The organism is Psychromonas aquimarina ATCC BAA-1526 (assembly GCF_000428725.1).
GTDB lineage: Bacteria > Pseudomonadota > Gammaproteobacteria > Enterobacterales > Psychromonadaceae > Psychromonas > Psychromonas aquimarina.
Window position 1 is genome coordinate 17,845 of sequence record NZ_AUAM01000007.1, and the last position, 21,501, is coordinate 39,345.

The 21,501-nt window shown below is 48.7% G+C and carries 7 protein-coding genes; all 7 read right to left on the bottom strand.

Annotated elements, in window-relative coordinates; genetic code table 11:
• Positions 1-70: 70 nt before the first annotated feature.
• Positions 71-1,804 carry an outer membrane protein assembly factor BamB family protein gene (locus G337_RS0100110; RefSeq protein WP_028862060.1) on the bottom strand — a complete coding sequence of 578 codons (1,734 nt, stop codon included), beginning with the start codon at positions 1,802-1,804 and terminating at the stop codon, positions 71-73.
• Positions 1,805-2,460: 656 nt separating this feature from the next.
• Positions 2,461-7,851: a hypothetical protein gene (locus tag G337_RS0100115; RefSeq protein ID WP_028862061.1), complete on the bottom strand. Its 5,391-nt coding sequence runs from the start codon at positions 7,849-7,851 to the stop codon at positions 2,461-2,463.
• A 304-nt stretch (positions 7,852-8,155) separates the two neighbouring features.
• The gene (locus tag G337_RS0100120) at positions 8,156-14,314 is read right to left on the bottom strand and encodes a hypothetical protein (RefSeq protein ID WP_028862062.1); all 6,159 of its coding nucleotides are present in this window, start codon (positions 14,312-14,314) and stop codon (positions 8,156-8,158) included.
• Positions 14,315-14,620: 306 nt separating this feature from the next.
• Complete coding sequence (locus tag G337_RS0100125) at positions 14,621-16,774, bottom strand: type I secretion system permease/ATPase (protein ID WP_084605249.1); 2,154 nt, start codon at positions 16,772-16,774, stop codon at positions 14,621-14,623.
• Positions 16,774-18,159 carry an HlyD family type I secretion periplasmic adaptor subunit gene (locus G337_RS0100130; RefSeq protein ID WP_157619148.1) on the bottom strand — a complete coding sequence of 462 codons (1,386 nt, stop codon included), beginning with the start codon at positions 18,157-18,159 and terminating at the stop codon, positions 16,774-16,776. Before G337_RS0100130 ends, G337_RS0100125 begins: the two co-directional genes overlap by 1 nt.
• Entirely contained in the window at positions 18,159-20,294 is a 2,136-nt protein-coding gene (locus G337_RS0100135; protein WP_084605250.1) for a type I secretion system permease/ATPase, read from the bottom strand. The genes G337_RS0100130 and G337_RS0100135 overlap by 1 nt, the downstream gene beginning before the upstream one ends.
• 402 nt (positions 20,295-20,696) lie before the next feature.
• Positions 20,697-21,494, bottom strand: coding sequence for a phosphotransferase (locus G337_RS0100140; protein ID WP_169719593.1), 798 nt, complete (start codon positions 21,492-21,494; stop codon positions 20,697-20,699).
• Positions 21,495-21,501 lie beyond the last annotated feature (7 nt).

Here is a 21,501-nt window from a genome sequence, read left to right on the forward strand (position 1 = left end):
GGACTTAAACAAACAGTTCGCGCTTCCTGTGCATGGTTTAAGTAATAAGAAGTTATTTTCTAATAATGAATTATTTTAGATTTACCGCAGCTAACGAACCATCACTTTGATACCCGTTACTTGTGCTGATATAAAGCACGCCGTTATTTGATAACGCTAATTCACCAGGCTTACTATAAGCCCATACTTCATTATGCGTATTGATATCAACCGCATAGACCTGCTTATTGGTACTGACAAAAACCATATTATCCGTTGCAATAATATTACCATAGAAGCCTGTTTCATCAGAATCCGGCGCTGACCATGTCCACAAAACAGCACCGCTTAATTCATCGCGGGCTTCTAACTGAAGTGTTGCTCGGTTTGCCGTATAGATAACCTCGTTTGCAAGTGTAGGATTTAATTGAAAAATCCCAGGAACCGACCAGTTAATACTCAAACTTTGTGTATTGAAGCTGACAAGGTGATTAGTAGACTCGGATTTACTAACCTGATTAACGGCATAAACTGTATTATTAGCTCCAATAACAGGCGCACCGTAAATGCTCCAGCCAGACCAGTTATGCTGCGGATCGACAATCGTATTAATCACTTCTCCAGTGTTTTTATTTATAATATTCAAACCGGCATCATTACAACCGCCGCAGTTATTCCCCTGATAGACATAGGCATAATCAGCGTCAACAGCCGGTGTCCATTGATCATATCCGCTTAAATCTGTAAAAAACAGCCCAGCCCCATCCGAAACATTAAAGCTGTTCAGGCCGCCATAGTACCCGCCGTTTGTATAAATAACACCGTTATCTACCGTTGGCGCATAATACTCTGGCCATTGGGACTGAAATGCGCTGCTGAACAGCTTAGATCCCGTATCTGCATTAAACCCCCACATAAAAGTATCATCATGGCCGCTGGTCGCCGCAAAAACTTTGCCGTTAGATACAGCCGGCGCATTCAATAGGTAAACGTTTCCGAAATCATGCTGCCACTGCACACTGCTGTCTTCTTCATTGAGAGCATACAATACAGAGCTCTCAGCCCCTTCCGCAGAACTAGAAACATACACGATGCCGTCTGCGACCACTGTCGGGCTCACTTGGTTATTTTCCTGCGGCGGATTCCATCGCCAGCGGGCAGAAAATTTATTTACATCAAGCGTAACCGGCACATAACCTGTGTGTGCCGCATTGCCCTGAAATGTCTCCCAGTTATCGACATTGTCCCAGGAAACAAGAGGAGTTAAATTCGTTGATGAAGTATCTTCTATATCAGAATCAATATCTGATGAAGTATCTTCTATATCAGAATCAATATCTGATGAAGTATCTTCTATATCTGAATCAATATCTGATGAAGTGTCTTCTACATTAGAATCAACAGTTGATGAGGCAACTTCTATATTAAAATCAAGATACGAAGGTGATCCCGCAATTTGTGATTCACATTTAATATCATTACACAGCTTAACTTCAATACGTCCTTTATAGTCACCCACCGTTAATGTCGATGAGACACTCATTGCAGCCGTATAGGATCCGTCAAAGTTATTGATGACTTGAATGTAAGGGTCAATAGTTCCTGTGCTTTCAGTAACATAAATATAACCGCTAAATACTGCACTGGACCTTACATTAACTGAAAAAGATGCTGTTTCTCCTGCATACGCCTTTTCGCTAACTGCTGCAGGTGAAAACGTTAAAACAGAAGCGGACGAAGTACTTCCACCACTATCGCCGCCGCTATCACTACCGCAGGCTGTTAGATTTAACAGCATAAAAAATAACATAAAATATTTCTTCATTACTCTATCCCTAATTGATTCAATTTTTCCAAGTTCAGCCGCCTGTAAGCAAATCCGGGCAGCTGTTATATGTTTTTTTTGACTAAATAAAGGCAGAATTCAAAATGCTGTTGAAGTTGTACTGGCAGGTAAACTATCTTTAAAAACAAATTTATTCATATTTAGATAAGAATATTCAACAGACACTAAAACTATATTTCAGGTATATTTTTTATACTTAAATTTCAAAAAAAACACCATACTTATACGGATAAATGAATTCAATTCGTGAGGGTTTATTTATAGTAAAAATGTGACTGTATAGATACTTTCGAAGCTTCATAACAGCTAATAGTAAAAGAATTAAAACTAGTCATAGGCAGCCGTAGTTTATGCGGACAGATCTAGTTCCCACTCAGCATTAAGAACCTCAATTTTTAGCGGTGTTTGCAGCCTCTGTTTAAGACTAAGATCATGATTAAACAAGGCCAGAAACTACCCGATGCTGTCCTGAGCCAGTTAACACCAGAGGGCATGAATAATCACCGAGAGAGAAAATTTTCTGCAGGTAAAAAGTAATGCTGTCTGCGCACTGCAGAACAAAAAAGCCTTCAATATATATCGAAGGCTTTGTAATTAAAACAAACTTAAGGTTAAGTTTTCCCCGTTACTCTGCTTTAAGCAACCGATGTTGTTAATACAGGTAATACAACCTGCCCGCTGTCCTTAACCGCAGAGCCGACTCCAGAACCGTCGGCATCAAAAGCAGCCATTGCTCCAGAAAGCACCGCCAGACGCTGACTGCTGAGAACTTCTTCAGCAGCTGCCGTCTCAAGCGGTGTATCTGAAGTTGCAAACTTAATCTGCAGACCTTCCATACGTGCGCCCCAGTGACCAGCCCAGTACTCGTTGTCTTTACCGGCATCGGTTACTTCAACATAATGTACCTGACTGCTGTAACCTTCCAGCTTATGGCTGACTTCAGCTGTGCCCTGCACTTTCTGCTCGCCGGTTGTCCAGCTTGAAAGTTCATTTCCTGCACTGTCCAGCAGCTTAACCGACAATTTATAGCTGTCTTCGGTATAACCAACCTGATGAAAGTTTTCACTGATGGTTATCGGGTTAGCACCATAGGTACTGATTAAACCGGAAACATCAAAGCGGCGGGTACGACTGCTCCAGTCATAGGACGAAGTTAAACCGTTATCAGCTTCGGCAAAACCATTACCGCCCTTTGTAACATCCCATCCACTCAGTGTATTTGGTGTTTCAACAAGTTCGATAAAGCTCGGCACAGGGGCGACCTCCGGAGCCTGCAGACCGGCAGTACCACTTGCCTCTACAGCCGTATTAACAAATGCGCCTAAAGCAGCGCCTTCAAGCAGTTGATCTGCAAAACGAATAGCTTTGATACGGCTCATCAGAAGATCACCTAGACTTGCCCCTTCAGGTGTTTCAGCAGGTACTTCTTGACTCAGTAAAACCCTGTCTCCCTGTTTAATACGCACAGTCAGTTTTCCGCCGACCACTTCCTGAGAGACTGTCGTCCCGGTAGAATTCAGATCAGGCAGATTCATCAGTACGCGTCCGTCAGGCATCAGTTCCCAGCTGTGCTGGTAACTACCGCCACCGTTTATCTGCGTATAATAATCGGCAACATCTTTGACTAACACCTGCTTAGATGCGCCGTCAAAAATAATGCTTAACGGCTGCTCTGCCATCTCAATTAAACCACCGTCGGTATGCTGTAAAGAGATACCGTCCGCAGCCAGGCTCCAGTCATTTAACTCGCCCTTTAATACCAGGCTATAGCTTGCATCATCTGCACTGACCAGTTTGACTTTATTACTGCCGCCCGCTTCCAGCGTGGCAAACTGATCCACATAAACAACCGACTGAGCAGTATTACTGTTCTGTGAAATATCAATATAGTCACGGCCTGCTCCGGTATGCACATCGGCACGCCCTGCTGTCAGATGAATAAGATCATCACCGGCACCGGCATGAATTGTTCCGTCACTCATATTGGACTCAATATAGTTAGACAGCTGATTCATCTGCACAGCAGTATCATCGGCAGCACCTGTAAACTGCCAGATAGAACCACCGATTAAATTCATAATAGAGTTCTGCTCTAATACTGAATTACCGATACGAATGGTTGAAAAGCGTGACACAAAGCTTTTTGATAACGCCAGAGTCTGCGCATCATCAGCCTGCCCTTTCCACTGTGCTAACTGCCGTCCTGATTCAACATCTTCAAACAATACTGCACCGTTATCTTTACGTACAAACTGTATGCGTCCGCTTTGCGCATCAACAATCACCTTAATCTGCGCCAATGTGACACCGTCAAATGCTAAGGCATTATCTAAATCAGTATCATCAACAACGCCATGACCGTCAGCTTTGATCTGATAAAAATCTTTACCAGCCCCGCCTTCAAGAGAATCAGTTCCGCCGTCGGCAACCAGTACATCGTTACCGCCTAACCCCTGCAGCGTATCGTTTCCTGCCCCACCGGTCAGCTGATTATTCTGCGAATTACCAGTCAGGGTGTCGTTACCGTCACCGCCGACAAGTCCCTCAATATCAGTCATCTTATCGATAATATGACCTGTTTGTTTATCTCTAGCAAAGGTTGTCATACCGTTATCATTAAGCTGAATATTCAAATGCCGTTTTCTGTCTGAATCACTCAGGCTGTAGTCAACAATATCAAAACCGGCTCCGCCGTGCAGTTCATCAATATCATCGCCGCCGGACAGCCGATCATTACCGCTGCCGCCGAATATTTTATCAAAACCACTGCCGCCCATCAGGGTATCATTACCGTCAACACCGTAGAGATTATCATCTCTTTTACCGCCGAATAATACGTTGTTATTGTTATCACCGGTCAAGCTGTCATCACCGTCACTGCCGACAATATTTTCAAAGTTACTAAAGGTGGTTTTTGTCAGCGGATCAGCAAGACTGTAACCTTCTCCCTGCAACATACTTACTATCACACCGTTAAACTGGGTAAATGCAACGCTGTCCGTACCAGCACCGCCGTTGAGGGTATTAGTGCCTTTTCCGCCGTCAACATAATCGTCACCCGCACCGGCGTTCACCTCATCGTTACCGCCACCCGCAACAATCTGGTTGGCCTGTTCATTACCCGTGATAATATCGCGGTGTTTAGAGCCACTGACATTTTCAATGCTGACTAAAGTATCTGTCTGGCCGCCTTCAAGCGCCGTACCGCTAGTTAAGTTAACAGTAACGCCTGCGGTACTCTTGGCATAGCTGACCGTATCGTCTCCCTCGCCTCCGTCTACGGTTTTAATACCCTGTCCGCTTGCATCAAGTACATCATTACCGCCTTTACCCTGTAAGGTATCATTACCGTCTTTGGCAATCAGTACATTCGCTTTGTCGTCCCCCTTAAGCAGATCATCAAACTGTGAACCGACCACATTCTCAATATCTTTCAGTGAAGCTGAAGCACCGATTTTATCCACCAGATACAGGTAGAAACCGGCCGCTGATTTGAGATTGGCATTTTCACCGCCGGCCATGGATATCAGGGTTTCTTTACTGATATTTGCAAAACCTATTTTCGGATCAAAAATCATCAGTGAATTACCGTCGGTCAATACCGGCATATCACCAAAGTAACCGGCATCCGCATGAAAGGCTAATGTGGTAGAGCCTAACAGGTAAACTTTACGGCCGTTACGCTCTGCTTCAGCCATATACGCATCGTAACCCGCTTTAATCTGATGATCCGCCGGACGATCCATTATATAAGAGGTCCACTCGCCGTTATGGTGCATATAAGCGATATGATTATTTTCTTTATCACTGAAATTTATCCGCCCCAGCAGAGAAATCAGCGGCAGAGGTTCAGAAAATAAGTAATGACTGCTGAAATTACGCTGATCATCGGTATAAGCATTGGCGATTTTAGGGAAAAGGTCATAATTATAAAGGCCGCCTTTAATATCATTAACTGCTGTAATACCTAAACGTGCGGAAGCAGAATTTTCTGCCAGATCAACATTAAAACCGATAGCCGGCTCGGACTCCGGTGCATAGTCTTTCCAGTTACTTTGATTAGCAACTGCAATATAGGTATCACGATCGGAATCGCCCCAGTTTTGTCCCTCGGGCAGTTCCCAGCTCACCGCTAAAGAGCGCGAAGCCAGCGAGTCAAACATCTGCTCAACACTTAGGGTATCGCTGTCTGCGCCGCCGTCGATAGTGTCTTTACCTAACAGACCGCTGATCACATCCTGACCCGGCCCCATATTGATCAGATCATCACCCAGCCCGGCACGCGCGGTATCATTACCTTCACCGCCTTCAATGGTATCGCCGCCTAAACCGCCGTCCAGAGTATCGTCTCCGGTGCCGCCGATCAGCTGATCCCTGCCTACGCCGCCGATAATAATATCATTGCCGCCATGACCATAAATAATGTCATTACCCTTACGGCCGTCAAGGTAGTCATCATTTTCACGTCCGTTTAAGGTATTGCCGCTGGCCGTTCCGTCAATCAGAGCAAGACGGTTATTAGGATCTTCACTGTACTGCTTAGCTTTCTCGGTCAGATCGCGTTTCACGGTTGTAACGTAAGCGGTTAAATCATCAATACCGGCCTGCGATAATCCCGCTTCCTCCGCATCAACAATATACTGGAAGACGTCATAACCTTCTTTCTTGAAGGTTTCAGCCTGACCGTCAATAAATTTAGTGAATTCATCGGAATCAACATATGAATCCAGTGCCTGAGTGATTTTCTGCTCCGGCGTGCGGCTGTCCAGCTGATCAGCAAAGAAGCCAAGCAGAGTATTAATGCCGGTTAATGCAAAATTAATACAGTCCAGTACAAAGGAGATAGCTGTACCAACCACAGGAACAAAGTCACAGATTAAGCTGGCAACATCGAGAATAACTCCCAGACCGTCAATTACCGCCATTGCTGTATACATGGCACCGCGGCTGGAGTTACCGCTGTCAAATGCCTCCTCAGCGGCTAACGCATTCTTAGTAATACTGACCACGCCCATACCGATTGCCAGTGCACTGCCGACTACCGTGGCAAAGCCGACACCTGCTTTGGTTAATCCGGAAGAAGCGCTGAATCCGACTTCGGCAATATCTTTCTGCAGTGCAGCCTTAGAGAAAAACTTAGCCACTTTTTCAGCAGTATCACCACCGGCTTTCTGCGCTATTTTAGTAATAACGATACTGGAAAGAGAATAAACCCCTTTAGTAACGCTCAAAGCACCGCCGGTGATCCGTAAATCACGTTTTATGCCCTCTTTTTCACTGCCGGCGGCAATACTGATACCGCCCTGCACTATGCCGAACATAGAAGTGGCAATACTCGCACCGGTTGCCACATTATCAAAGGTTTTCTTAAATGATGACTGCCCTTCAGTAAGCACATCACCGCTGTCCAGCGCGCCCTGCAGTTTATTTTTCCATTCAGGAATGCCGTCCAGATCACCGCTTTTCAGTACCTTGGCAATTTTGTTATAACGAAATTTTTCAATACCGCCGAGTACCAGCCCGGTACCGTCCTTAATATCTGAAGGCAGGCCGACCATATATCCGCCAAAGCTTGTACCTGCACCGGAAATATAATCACTGTATTCTTCTAAAGTTTTAACCTTGCCGTTTAAACCGGCATCTATAGTCGGCTGATCAGGGAATACCTCATCCACAGAGGGCAATGCACTATCTGCCGGCGCGGTTACTGCCGCACTCTGATCGCCGCTAAGTGTCTGATCAAAATCCTGCAGGGCGGCGAGAATATCAGGATCCTGCATCAAACCCGACAGTTCGCTTACCACAGAGGGATCCACACCGGAATCGGTTAAGGCCTGCGCGAAAAATGCTTCCATTTTTTCAGCACTCATCTCATTGGCATCTTTATTAACAATACTGTCGCGCATCATTTGCGAAAAACCCGCGCCGAACTGCTTCATAAAGTTACCGAGAACATCACTTCTAATCTCATCCCCCGAGGAAGTTGCTTCATTAATCTGCCGGCCGAAATCGGTTACTGCTTCCATTCTTTCATCCTTACTTTTTCATTTTTAATATGCCCGAAGGCTCCGTGTACACCCGCCGCAATAAGTAAACTTATTTATGGTCGGGTAAAATAAAAATTCACTCTTTAAGCAGCAGTAACACTATGACTTGGCAAATCAATCTGTCTCAGCTTCGGTGCCATTTGCAGTTTTCATAGACTGACTTAATGTAATAAGCTGCTGATATATCCATACCCAAACCACCTCTGAATCAGCATATTGAGGTAGATTGGGTATAGATAATCAATAGGAGGGGTGACCCCTCCTATATTCCTAGATTAAAAAGCTAGATATGCGAAGCGGTAAGTACCGGCTGCAGGTTATAACGGCTCTCCGACAATCCGCTGCCGTCAGATGCGCCGTCACTGTCAAAAGTTGCCATCGCACTGCTCAAACGGGCCAGACGTAGACTGTCAGCATCTGCTCCAGTCTCAAACTGCATCGACAGTCCTTCCATACGTGCCCCCCACTGACCAGCCCAGTACTCCTGATCCTTACCGGCATCGGTGACTTCAAGGTAATGAAGACTACTATCGTAATTCTGCAGCGTATGCTCCACCTTGACCGAACCCTGTACTGTCTGCTCACCGGTAGTCCAGCTGTGCAGCTCAGTGCCGGCACTGTCCAGCAGACGTACCGTCAGCTTGTAGCTGTCGGCTGTATATCCCGCCTGGTGGAAACTCTCGCTGATATTGATCGGGTTGGCACCATAGGTGCTGATCAGTTCGGAGACATCAAAACGACGGGTCCTGCTTCCCCACTCATAGGAAGAGGTCAGTCCGTTTTCTGCAGTGTGGAAACCGTCTCCCCCGCTCTGAACATCCCAGCCGCTGAGTGTATTAGGTGCATCGACCAGCTCAATAAACTGCGGCACAGGTTCCGGTTTCGGGGTCACAGGATCTGGAGTTACAGGCTGTTCAATTTCAGACTGCTTGACCATGGTCAGCTGGCTAAGACGGATATTATCCACCTTGAACGTATCGTACTGCCTACTGCCGGCGGCATTAACGATCTCCAGCTTCAGAGGCTGTCCGTCGGCAGCGCGCGCCAGAAACGAGGAACCGTCTACCTCCATGGTCAGACTCTGCCAGCTTTTGTGATTTGGATAGCCAAACTGTCCGGCCGTATCAGATTCGCTCAGAACCTTGCTGCCCACCAGGGTATCGCCCGCCCATAGGCGTACTTCAAGGCCGGTATCCGGGGTATGGTAATCAAGGGAAACGCGGTAGTTTGTGCCCGCTTCGAAGGTACCAACCTGCTGGCTCATCGTCGCTCTGTCCGGCAGATAGCCCATATTGACACCGTCGGACGCGCCGCCGTCGATTCCTCGTCCCTGTTTATCCGAAGATATACCGCCGGAGGGGCTGCCGAAACCGCTGAAGTCCCAGCCCGGGATGTCAATCGGGGCGCCGAAAATCGTGACGCTGTCGTTTTCCCGGTAAATGGTGTAGTCCTTCTCCAGAGTATTTGCTTCAAAAGAACCGTTCTGCAGAGGCAGTTCCTTCCATACCTGCACCAGAGGATCTGTCTCACCGCCGCTGACTGATTCAACCAGTGACAGTCCATCTCCTAAACTGTAACGGGAACTATCCTGCAGGATCCCCTGCAGCCAGTTTGATGCTTCCTGAAAATTCAGCGTCTGATCGGCGAACTCAATGCCGCCGACGACCTGCAGCGCAAGCCCGAATGCAACACCGCCAATTGCCAGCTCGGTATTGCTGAACTCAGGCATCGAGAAGGTATACAGCGTCCTGTCTGCCGCCATCAGTTTGATGTCGACCCCTTCAGCCGCCTTACTGATATCCAGAGTCACCTGCTCCGAACGCAGATCTGCAAAGCGCAGCCCCATATTCTCATTCTGATCCAGGAAGCTGGACAGAGCATAACTCTGGCCCTGCATCCGCGCGTTCAGATAAGCCGGCACATCGCTCACTATCCAGATTCTATCCCCATCGGCAAAACCAATCGTATCGGGTGCTTCATCCAGGGTCGCGACCAGGGCATCATTCATTTTCAGGTGATAACCGCTGCCGCCGTCCGACTCAATCTGCAGCTGGCCGGCCGACCAGTTTTCAATCTTCAGAACTTTGCTTCCGTCATTGCCTTCGAAACGAATATCTACCACCCGTTCACTATTGCCGATCACAACTATGTCATCACCGCTTCCAGTACGAACCAGCGTATGCTTACCGCTGCCGATCTGGTTTCCTGCAGCGGCGATTATAGTATCGTTACCGGCGCCACTGTTGATTTCAGCAACGTTAGCTTTGCCGTCACCATAAACGTCGGAAACGAAGATATCGTCCCCGGCGCCGCCCGTCACAGCCTCATGTTTAGAGGCCACAACATGCATATCCCATGGTGAACTCTGCAGATGCATCCTGCTGCTCAACTGCTCGGTGAGCAGATTGTAGACAGCAGTCTGGTCCAGAACGGTATTCGCTTCGGTCAGCATCAGTTTAGGGAAACGTTTAGCAAAATCAGCCGCCAGGTTCAGCAGGTTGGTCTTGCCGGCATTAAACTGTCTTCCCCAGTTAAGGTCGACAAACACTACTTTGCCGTCAGCGTCCTTGATCACCAGGTTATGATCCTGATCCAGATCTGCATGAATCTGCTCGGCAGCGGTAAAGTGCCCGACTCGAAGCAGGTTACCCTGATCTGTCTCGTCGATGCGCGCCAGCGAACCCTCGCTCTGATATCTAACATACAGGGTTGTTTTATCGTGACGCTGCAGATCGCCAAAGTCGCTTCCCGGCTCGAAAACAAGCTTATTGTCCTCAATGCTGATCCGTCCTTTACCGGTAAGATCTTTACCGTCTGCATCAAGAAGCTTGATATTGCCCAGGATCAGACTGGCTCTATCGTCACCCAGCACATCGAGAATCAGTTTATTGTCCTGCCAGCTGCCGTTGCGGCCGCTTACCTGCAGCTGACCGTCTTTGCCGCGCTTAACGCTGATTGCCGCTGTTTCTGTGACAACCGGCCCGCCGATGCTGTAAGTGTCGCTGCCTTTATCGCCAATTAAAGTATGCTGTCCGCGCCCGGCGACCAGATGATCGTTACCCCAGCGCCCATCAAGTGTATCGCTGCCGCCGTAGGCCATCAGCAGGTTATCGTTATCATTGCCTTTTAACACGTCCCCGCTGAAACGAGTCGCCCTGACATTATCAAAACCTTGCAGCGTTGCCTGCAGGCCGCCGCTGACCGTATTGAAACCGAGATCCACGCTGACTGCACCACTGCCGTCAAAGTCGGAGAAGTCGAGCAGATCCTGCCCGCCGGCATTACTGAAACTACTGCCGGTAGAGGCGTTAACGATACGCAGCGTATCATCCTGTGCAGTGGTCTTCACGGTAACCTTATTTTTGCTGTTGGCGCTGATCATCAGAGCGCTGCTGAGCTCGGACGCATCAAGATAGATAGGACGCGGCGCGGTCTGCTCCAGCTTACTGTCTTCCAACACCACGGACTCTATGCCGCTGACGCTGAGGATATCGTATTCCGCACCTTGCTGATCCGAACGCTGACCGCCCAGCCTATAGGTATCAATGGTCTTCGGCGAATCAGGATCCACCAGCAGATAGGAATAATGATAATCGTCATGTTCGTATTCTTTGATGCGCTCGGACTGCGGATCGTCGCTAGAAAGCACCAGCGTATCACTGCCTTCGCCGCCGCGGACCTCTGTTCTGTGGCTGTAAGAATCAGCGTACAGTCGGGTTCGGTTGGCCGCCCGCTCGATCACTATAGTGTCGTTACCGCCGCGGCCGTCGATCAGCCCGCTGCCGCTGTTACTGTTTACCAGCTGTCCCTGGCGGATCATATTATCGCCGCCGTCACCGAAGATAGTCGCATTGGTATCGGCATTGACCACCATATTTTCAAATTCCTGCACCAGATCGGTACTGGAAAAAGACAGATAAAGCTGCGCTTCCACCCGCTGATTTTCACGGTAAAAACCATTGACCCACTCGTATCCGGCAGGCTTTTCCCAGCTAACTACCGAGTCGGCGATATCCTGCAGACGGAAACGGCTCTTGCCGACGATGGAGCCGTTGAGCTGTCCCTGGAACAGTTCAACAACGTATAGGAACTCGCCGTCGGTCAGATAGGTGTTCTGATAGTCGGGGCTGCTGTTGTCACGCCCTAACAGCCAGAGGTTTCTATTCTGCGTCTGCTCCAGCAGGGTTTCATAGGTGCCGATATCCTGTGAGCCTCCGTTACGCTGAAGCAGACTGTTTAACTCCTGCAGATGCTTTCTTTCATCATCAAGCGCCTTCTGCTTAACTTCCGCAGAAGCATACTTATCATAGTAAGCGTTGAAGTAACCCTTGCTGCCGTCTGCAAGAGTCTGACTAAGCTTGTCTTCGCCGATCAGGAAGCTGTTGCCCAGGCTGAAACCGGCTGAGCGGTTTTCCAGATCGATATAAACACCGCCGGCCCTGATAGTGTTCACCGGCTTCACTACTTCTCCGGGAGCAATCGGACCGTTCGGGCGCAGATTGCCGCGGGTCTCCTGACTGACCAGGGTTGCGCCGTGTTCGTGATAGTCGTAAACCGGCTTCCAGGTAAAGTACTGATCGCGGATATAACCCTGAGAGCCGGGTACAATCAGCGTATCTTTACCCGGCCCGCCGTCGGCCTCCCGGTCGATTCCAGGTTCAAATACCACCTGATCGTCTCCCTCGCCGCCGTACAGTTTGTCTACACCGTCACCGCCGTTCAGGTAGTCGTTACCCTTGCCGCCGTCGACAATGTCATTGCCTTCGCCGCCGAACAGCAGATCGTCACCATCATGGCCGTACAGGGTCTTACTGCCGCCGCCGACAACGCTGATCAGATCGTCTGCAGCTCCCCCTTCACGGGTGGCATCTCCGTAAGTGTTATCAATAATCGCCAGTCTAAGATCGTCAACGTTCTCTCTGGCCTTATCAGTCAGACTGCGGATCTCCTCATGAGCAGCTACTTTGGCACGCGCAGCCTCTTCACCTTCAACGCCGGCTCCTTCGCTGTCGATATAATACTTAAGCACATCGTAACCCTGCTTCTGATAGGTATCTGCGATTCCGTCAACGTAATCCTTAAACTTATTGGAGGCGATAAACTTATTGAAATCAGCACTGATCTTTTCTTCCGGCGAACGGGTATCCACCAGATCGGTAAAGAAGCCGATTACGCTGCTGACAAAACCAATCACTGTGCTGATCAGATCCACAACAAACGAGGCCATAGTGCCGATTCCAGGGATCAGATCCAGCACCATACTCACAGAGTCCAGCACCACAGTGACCGCATCCAGCGCGGCCATCACACCGAACATCGCTGAACGGCCGTGATTGCCTTCGCGGCGGGCTTCATCGGCAGCCATAGCATTCTGAGTAACTGACATCACACCTAGGCCTATACCAATCACATTACCCACCACAGGAACAAAACGGTTTACTTTTTCACCGGTCTCCTTGCTGAGGTTCTTGGCAATTTTTTTCGCGACAAACTCGCCGATACTGGCGACGCCTTTACCCAGCCCTAATGAACCATTGGCAATTTTAAAGCGCGCATCGGTAGCCAGCTTGTTGTACTCGGACTGGGATATCTCCCCCTTCTGCAGCTGATCCCAGGCATCTTTCAGATTCGCATCTCCGGCTGCAATGCTGACTCCGCCGTTGACAATCTTATAACCCGCGGTTGCAGCCTTAACGCCCTTGCCGACTGTTCCTAACACGTCTTTCGCCAGAGATTTAGCTTCGGCCAGCGTATCAGCACGGTTCAGCGACGCGGTGGTCTCCTGCACCTTTAACAGCGCCAGATCTTTCGGCGACAAATTACGAATCACCTCAATGTCCTTGCCGTCAGTACTGTGGATGGTGAAATTGGAACGACTATGGTAAGCGGCCTCCACATCGAAGTTCATCTTGCGGTTCTGCTCAATAATATTGGTCAGGCTGGAAAAGTCTTTTTTCAGCTGCTTCTCCAAACGGACCACATTTTTCATTACATGGATATCGGAGCTGTCTGAAAGAATACTGACAGCATTGCCTGCATAGCCGGTAGCCGGGCCGCCGATATTGGAGAGATAGTCGCTGAACTTAAGCAGATCCCCTTGATCTGCCAATGCTTCCTGTGCGGTCGATTCGGCGGCCGCAGGTGAGCCCACCTGAGTAATATCGCCCTTTCCGGCAAGTGCATCCTGAAACTTCTGCAGCTCGGCCAGAATGGAATCATCTCCTTTCAGCGCCTGAACCGCCTGAATATAGTCGGCATCGGCACCCGCTTCAGTCAATGCGGCCGCCATAGTATCGAACATAGTCATCGGATCGACGCTGGCGGAAGAACTGCTTTCTGTCTGCTGCAGACTGCCGATCAGCTGCGTACTGAACTGTTTGATAAATTCAGCCTGCGCCGAAGTATTAAAAACATCAGTGCTGTTAGTTGTTTCTTCGCTCATTATTAGATATTTCCTTTCTAATTAAATTGATAGCCAGGCTGCTTTTTCAAAACAACCTGAGGTATGTTCACTGCGAAGCAGATGTTCCCTGCTGCGACACAGCCTGCGCCTGCATACCACGGGGTATGAGTCAGCTTGAGCAGCTCTCTTCATGAGTGCTCTGTTAAACGCTCTATCCTTTGGCAAACGCAAATACCCGGCCAGTAAAAAGGCAGGATCTGACCGCGCTTGAGAGCGGTTCAACAAAATTTGTCCGAATAAAAAATTAGTCTCTGATTAACTTCTCTAAAAGAGCTGCATCCGCGGCTACGACGCTACCTGCAGCTTCCACAGGCCGGCATAGGTGCCTTCCTGAACCAGCAGCTGCTCATGGGTTCCCTGTTCGACTATCTCTCCTTTATCGATGACCAGTATTCGATCGGCATAACGCAGGGTATTAAGACGGTGGGCAATACTGATCACGGTGCGTCCCTGAGAAATTGCATCCATATTGCTCATAACGGCCGCTTCTGACTCGTAATCCAGGGCACTGGTCGCTTCATCAAGCAGTAAAATTCCCGGATTAGTAAGCAGTGCTCGAGCCAGCGCAACCCGCTGGCGCTGTCCGCCGGATAAGCGCCCGCCTTTTTCCCCGACCTGCGCGTTATAACCTTCCGGCTGCTCGCGGATAAACTCATCGGCACCGGCCAGAACGGCGGCCTGCATCACTTCAGCATCACTTGCCAGCGGACGGCAAAGACGGATATTTTCGGCAATGGTGCCGGAAAAAAGCAGACTTTCCTGAAGCACCACACTCATATTGCGGCGCAGTGCCACGGGATCGGCAATAGCTAAGTCGATGCCGTCAACCAGCACCTGTCCGTGCTGAGGGACATAGAGGCGCTGCAGCAGGCGGGTCAGCGTTGATTTGCCGGAGCCCGACGGTCCGGTGATGCCGATAAACTCGCCGGGCTTGATATCAACATTAAGATTGCGCAGCACTTCCTGGCCGTCAGAATGGTAACGAAAACGCACCCCGCTGAAGCTCACGCCGCCGGCCAGTTTAGGAACAGATGCCAGGCCGCCGCTGCCCTGCTCTGTATCTTCATCGAGAATATCTCCAATACGGCGCAGTGAAATCAAGGTATGCTGAAAGTCCTGCCAGATCTGCGCAAGACGCAGAATCGGCTGGGTGACATTACCCGAGAGCATATTGAATGCCACCAGCTCTCCGGGAGTTAATGAGCCTTCCATCACTAAAGTTACGCCCCACCAGAGCACTAATGCCGAGGTCAGCTTTTGAATCAGACCGATCCCCTGTCCGGCCAGTATGCCGATCACTTTGGCACGAAAAGAAGCGCGTACAAAGCTGGCCAGCTGACGCTCCCACTGGCGTAAAAATGAGGACTCGGTGGCGGTGGTTTTGATGGTTTCAATGCCGGTCACTGACTCGGTCAAAAAAGCGGTATTATCTGCACCTAACTCATACTCTCTGGTAACTCGGGCACGCAGTGCCGGCCCGACTACCAGCCAGAAAAGGAAATACAGCACCAGAGAGCCGAGCACCAGCCAGGTTAGTTTGGCTGCATAAGTGAACATCACAGCAACAAACAGTCCGATAAAGGCCAGATCCAGCACCATAGTCAGCGCAGATCCGGTTAAAAACTGGCGAATCTGGTTCATTTCCCTTACCCGCGCAATAATTTCGCCAGTCTGACGCTGCTGAAAATAATTCAGCGGCAGGGTAACAAGATGCTGGTAAAGGCGGCTGGATAACTCCGAGTTGGTTTTACTGGCAAGATTGGCAAACAGCCAGGAACGCAGAAAGCCGTAAATCGGATCAAACAGAGCCAGCGCGAGCATAGCAATGCCGAGCACCTGTAAACTGGAAAGACTGCGGCTGACCAGGACTTTATCAATAACATTCTCAAACAGCAGCGGGGTCACCAGCGCAATTAACTGCAGCATTAAAGAAACCAGCAGCACATAACGAAACTGACCGGCATGCTTGCGTATTGACGGCACAAACCAGGCAAAACCAAATTTCGTCTTTTTAGGAATATCCAGCGCTTCAGCAAGCAGTATTAACTCCCCCTGCCAGAGCTCACTGAATTCCTGCAGCGAATACTGCCGACAGTCATCCTGCTCCGGCAGAAACACAGTAAGCCTGCCGTTTTCAACCTGCTCCAAAACCATCCAGCCCTGTGTGGTAAGCATTAATGCCGGTAAAGGTAAAGCTGACAGTCTCTCTATACTGCTGTGGTTACGACGGGCACGCAGTCCAAGCCAGAGTGCACAGCGGCATAAATCCATACTGTCGGCAAGCCCTTCTCCGCGTCCCAGCTGATGAGTCAGCTGCCCGACATCAACAGATAATTTAAATGCGGCGGCGGCTCGAGTCAGGGCAATCAGACCGGGATCCCCGGTGAAGCCGCTGCCGGGCATATTTTGTTCTTGCGTAAATGTTTCGACAGCAGCCATTAGCGTTCCCTCATCGCTTCAGACTGATACTGCTGCAGAGGACTGAGCAGGTAATCAATCACCCGCCGATCACCGGTACGGATCTCGGCATTAACACTCATGCCTGCCTGCAGCGGCACCTCTTTATCTTCAACCAGAATAGTGCGCTGTTCTATCTTTACGCGCGCCGGAAAAACTAAGCCGAGCTTCTCATCCTGCACTGAATCTCTAGACACATAAGCCACCCTGCCCGGAATTGTGCCGTAACGCGTATAAGGAAAAGAATCGATCTTAACTTCAACATCCTGACCGCTATGCACAAAACCGACATCCTTATTAAGGATCATCACTTCAATCTCTAATACGGCATCATCCGGCACAATAATCATCAGCTGTTTAGCGGCCTGCACAACCCCGCCCAGGGTGTGCACATCCAGCTGCTGTACAACGCCGCTTACCGGTGCGCGCAGACTCTGCAGACGGTATTTCTCCATTAATTTAATCAGCTGCTGCCCCATCACAGCAATTGAAGCCTGCGCTTCATTAAGCTTGTCGTAATATTCACGACGAATTTTGGCCAGATAACTGCTGCGCTGTTCCTGTTTGCTTTTATATTCAGCCAGTAACACATCAATTTCGGTATACTGCTGCGACAGTGATCTGTCTATTTCTAACTGCTCTCTTTCCTGCTCCAGCAGCTCCACTCTCGGGATCAGATTACTTGTCGCTAACGTACGCTGCGCATCAAGTCGATTTTTGATATTAGCAGCCAGTTTATTTAAACCGATAATTTCCTTTTTACGCGCCTGCTGATTAGCTGAATTAACGCGCATTTCACCGTTAAGGCTGTCAAGATTAGCCTTAACTTCAGACCACTCACTGCGCAGATGAGCCCGCGAAATCTTTACCTGCTGCGCAGTCGCTCCCGCAGGGACAATAAAGCCGCTTAACGGCTCTTCACTCAGCAGCGCCTGCAGACGGGCCTGTTCCAGACGTTTAAAATTTAACTGCTCCTGCAGCTCCTGGAGCTCCGCTTTAATACCGATCGGATTAAGTTCGATCAGCACATCACCTTTTTTTACCCGCTGACCGTCACGGACATTAATGGCGGCCACTTCACCGGGCTCAATTGACTGAATCACTTTAGAATGACTGGAGACTAATAAACGTCCGGCAGCACCTGCATGAATATCCAGCCTGCCGATCACCGACCACAGCAGAGTGAGCAGCAGAAGCAGCGTCAATGCCAGTGCAGTGCGTCTTGTCCAGGGAGCTGGCGGACGCTCAACAATTTCCAGATAGCCGGGCTGAAACTCATATTCATCACGGGATCGCTTAATATCAGCAGCCGCGCTGCGCTGCTCTTTCCATGCCTGTTGAATGGTTCTTAGGTGCTTCATAAACATCAGTTTGTTTCCTTACGTAATTCCTGCTGCAGCTGCCATAAACGGGCGTAACATCCCTGCAGTGCTAATAGTTTCTGATGAGAGCCGGACTCAGTGATGCGGCCTTTTTCCAGGGTAATTATGCGGTCACAATGACGCACGGTAGATAAGCGGTGAGCAATAATAATAACGGTGCGGCTGCGGGAGATTTCCTGCATATTTGCCTGAATAAGCGCCTGCGACTGATCATCAAGCGCACTGGTCGCTTCATCAAAAATAAGAATTTTAGGCTTAGCCATCAGCGCTCTGGCAATGGCGATCCGCTGCCGCTGCCCGCCTGATAATGAGCTTCCCGCTTCCGCTAAAATCGTGTCGTAACCAAGCGGAAGTTGTAAAATAAAATCATGCGCGCCGGCTAACTTAGCTGCCGCCACCACATCTTCTAAACAGGCAGCGGGATCTTTTACCGCAATATTGTTACGGACGCTGCGGTTGAACAGATAGTTTTCCTGTAAAACCACGCCTATCTGACTGCGCAGGTAATCAGGATCTAAACTATGCAGCGGCATGCCGTCGATTAAAATGCTGCCGCTTTGCGGGGTATAAAGCTTCTGCAGCAGGCGCGTCAGCGTCGACTTGCCGGAGCCGGAGGGACCGACAATACCCAGGCTTTCGCCCGCCTTGATATGCAGATTAATATCGGAAAGTACAGGTTCTAAATTAGGCTGATATTTAAAGGAAATATTCTGCATCCATAATTCGCCGCAAAGCGCAGAGGCAGGGATTTCACTGCCCTGCTCCTGCTCCATCGGCAGATTAAGCATATCTCCCAGTTTATCTACAGCAACACGGGTCTGTATAAACTGCTGCCAGAGCTCAACAAGCTTGGCAATCGGCTGACTGACATGCGAGGTCATCATATTAAAGGCGATCAACTGACCTATGGTCAGCTCCAGTGACATCACCAGATTCGCTCCCACCCAGATAACAGCCACCCCGGTTACTTTCTGCAGCAGGGTTACCCCATGACTGATCACACTGTTTAATGTCTGCGTCTGAAAGCCCGCTTCTACCATCTCCTGAGTCTGCGACTCCCAGCGCCTCTGCATACGGGGCTCTACCGCTAAACTCTTGATAGTTTCAACGCCGCTTACGGATTCATTGAGAAATGAAGTATTCATCGCCGAGGTCTGAAACTGGCGTTCAATACGTTCCTGCAGCGGGCGGGTGCTTAACCAGGCCAGCACAAAATAGAAAGGCAGACTTGCCAGTACCATGCAGGTCAGCAGAGGCGACAACCAGGCCATCACGCCGAAAAAAACAAAAGTAAACATAACATCGACACAAAGTGTCAGCATAGATCCGGTCAGGAAGTCACGGATGCTGTCGAGTTCCTGCACGCGGGTGATAATCGCTCCGACCTGACGATGTTTAAAGTAAAGCAGCGGCAGGCCGAGCAGATGGCGGAAAAGCTTGATTCCAAGCCCGATATCAATGCGGTTGGAGGTATGCGCAAACAGATATTCCCGCAGTCCCTTGAGAATCACTTCAAAAATACCGACAATAACCAGTACCATCACCAGCACATCGAGGGTTGACAAGGCGTTATGAACCAGCACTTTATCCATCACCACCTGGAAAAACAGCGGCGTTGCCAAAGCCAGCAGCTGCAGCATCAGTGAAAACAGCAGAACTTCTGCAAATAATTTACGATGGCGGACAAACTCAGGAATAAACCAGGAAACATCGAAACGCAAGGCGGCCCCCTGCAGGACGATCACCTGTCCGCCCCACTGAGTCTGCAGCTCATCGATACTCAGCAGTTCCGGGCCGGAGGCTTCGGGAGACTGAATTAAAGCCTGGTCTGAAGATATTTTAGCCAGTACCACATACAAACCGGCTCGGTTTCTAAAAGCCAAAGGCAGCATTTCCGGAGAAACTTTAGCCAGTGTTAATCTGGAAACAGCTAAATTAACACTGTTGGCTTTGCCAAACTGCTTAACAGCCTTTTTAAAAGACAAGCTTTCATCGAATTTTTCACAGGGCTTTTCCTCAACACCCGATAACTGTAAAAGCAGTGCAGAACATGCCAATGCTGAAGCTGTACTTTTATATTCCGAAAACTGATTAAGATCGCTGCTGGTGAGAGTGTTCATGAAGTAAATAAGATCCGTGCAATAAAGTAAAAAAAATCACATTATCGCAAGGTATATATATTCTCCACGTCACCCAGTACAAAATGTGATCGATAACATCATCCGAGCAAATACGTGTCTTAACATAGACTTAAGGTTGACATTGTGCTTTTTCATTGTGGTTTAATTGACTTTTTAGAAGATAATTATCGTGATCTACTTAATATAAAAAACATCAGCAACTAGGTAATATTCGCCGCAAAAACCCAATATAACTGCCATATCCGGTCTCTGCATTACAGGAAAGAAGAGCAGAAAAAGCTGTCTTAAGAAGATATTTTTTGTGCATCTGTATTTTTATTAAAAATGAAGGATATTAAAAACTGACGGATAGGCTGACTAAATGAAAGGGATTGAATACTGTTATTCAGGCAAAAAACATAATGCCCATAATTCGTTGATATAAACAAATACAGTAAAATATAAAGCACACTCGTCTTTGAGCTGTTTAAGTGACTGGGTTAAGTTTTCCTGATTCAGGCAGTAATAATGTTCGATTAACTGTTCACGCTGCGCCGCATTAAATTCATTAATACAACTGCAAAATGCCAGATCATAAGCGGCACAGGCAGTTACCGCATATTCCCAGTCAAGGATCATAATCTGCTGCTGATCGCTGATTAAAACATTATTAACTGATAAGTCACCATGACAGAGAATATCCCGGCTGCTGCTTTTATCTAATCTGTCAGCAAGTCTTAACATCTGTGCGAACTTGTTATTGTCGACGGGTTTATTTAACTGTTTTTTAAGCAGATTAAGCTCATAAACAAGCTGCTGAGGCTGGGCAGAGCCAGCAGGGAGTTGATGAATCCGCTGCAGCTGCCGGGCTAATAACTCAAGAATATTCTGCTTTACAAGGGCATGGCTTAACACCTGCCCGGGAATATACTCCTGCAGTTTATAAGCATCGCAGACAGCGATAACTTTTGCAGTCAGCCCCTTTTCTGCAGCTGTTTTCTGTACCGCCAGTTCGCGTTTTCTGTCTTCTACAGAGCGGGCTTTTAGATTTAAGCGTTTAAAAATATACTGCAGATTATTTTCAAAGGTCAGCAGAAATACCTGATTAGTTAAAGCGTGAGTTATCTGCTCGCTTTTAAGCAGCCGCCCTATTTTCAATTCACTAAACCAGGACAGTTCATCCGTGGTGATATTCAGCAAAGCGCCG

What these genes read in the sequence shown, in the direction of transcription:
- G337_RS0100110 (WP_028862060.1), bottom strand. Translation starts at nt 1,804, where the DNA reads ATGAAGAAATATTTTATGTTATTTTTTATGCTGTTAAATCTAACAGCC.
- G337_RS0100115 (WP_028862061.1), bottom strand. Translation starts at nt 7,851, where the DNA reads ATGGAAGCAGTAACCGATTTCGGCCGGCAGATTAATGAAGCAACTTCC.
- G337_RS0100120 (WP_028862062.1), bottom strand. Translation starts at nt 14,314, where the DNA reads ATGAGCGAAGAAACAACTAACAGCACTGATGTTTTTAATACTTCGGCG.
- G337_RS0100125 (WP_084605249.1), bottom strand. Translation starts at nt 16,774, where the DNA reads ATGGCTGCTGTCGAAACATTTACGCAAGAACAAAATATGCCCGGCAGC.
- G337_RS0100130 (WP_157619148.1), bottom strand. Translation starts at nt 18,159, where the DNA reads ATGTTTATGAAGCACCTAAGAACCATTCAACAGGCATGGAAAGAGCAG.
- G337_RS0100135 (WP_084605250.1), bottom strand. Translation starts at nt 20,294, where the DNA reads ATGAACACTCTCACCAGCAGCGATCTTAATCAGTTTTCGGAATATAAA.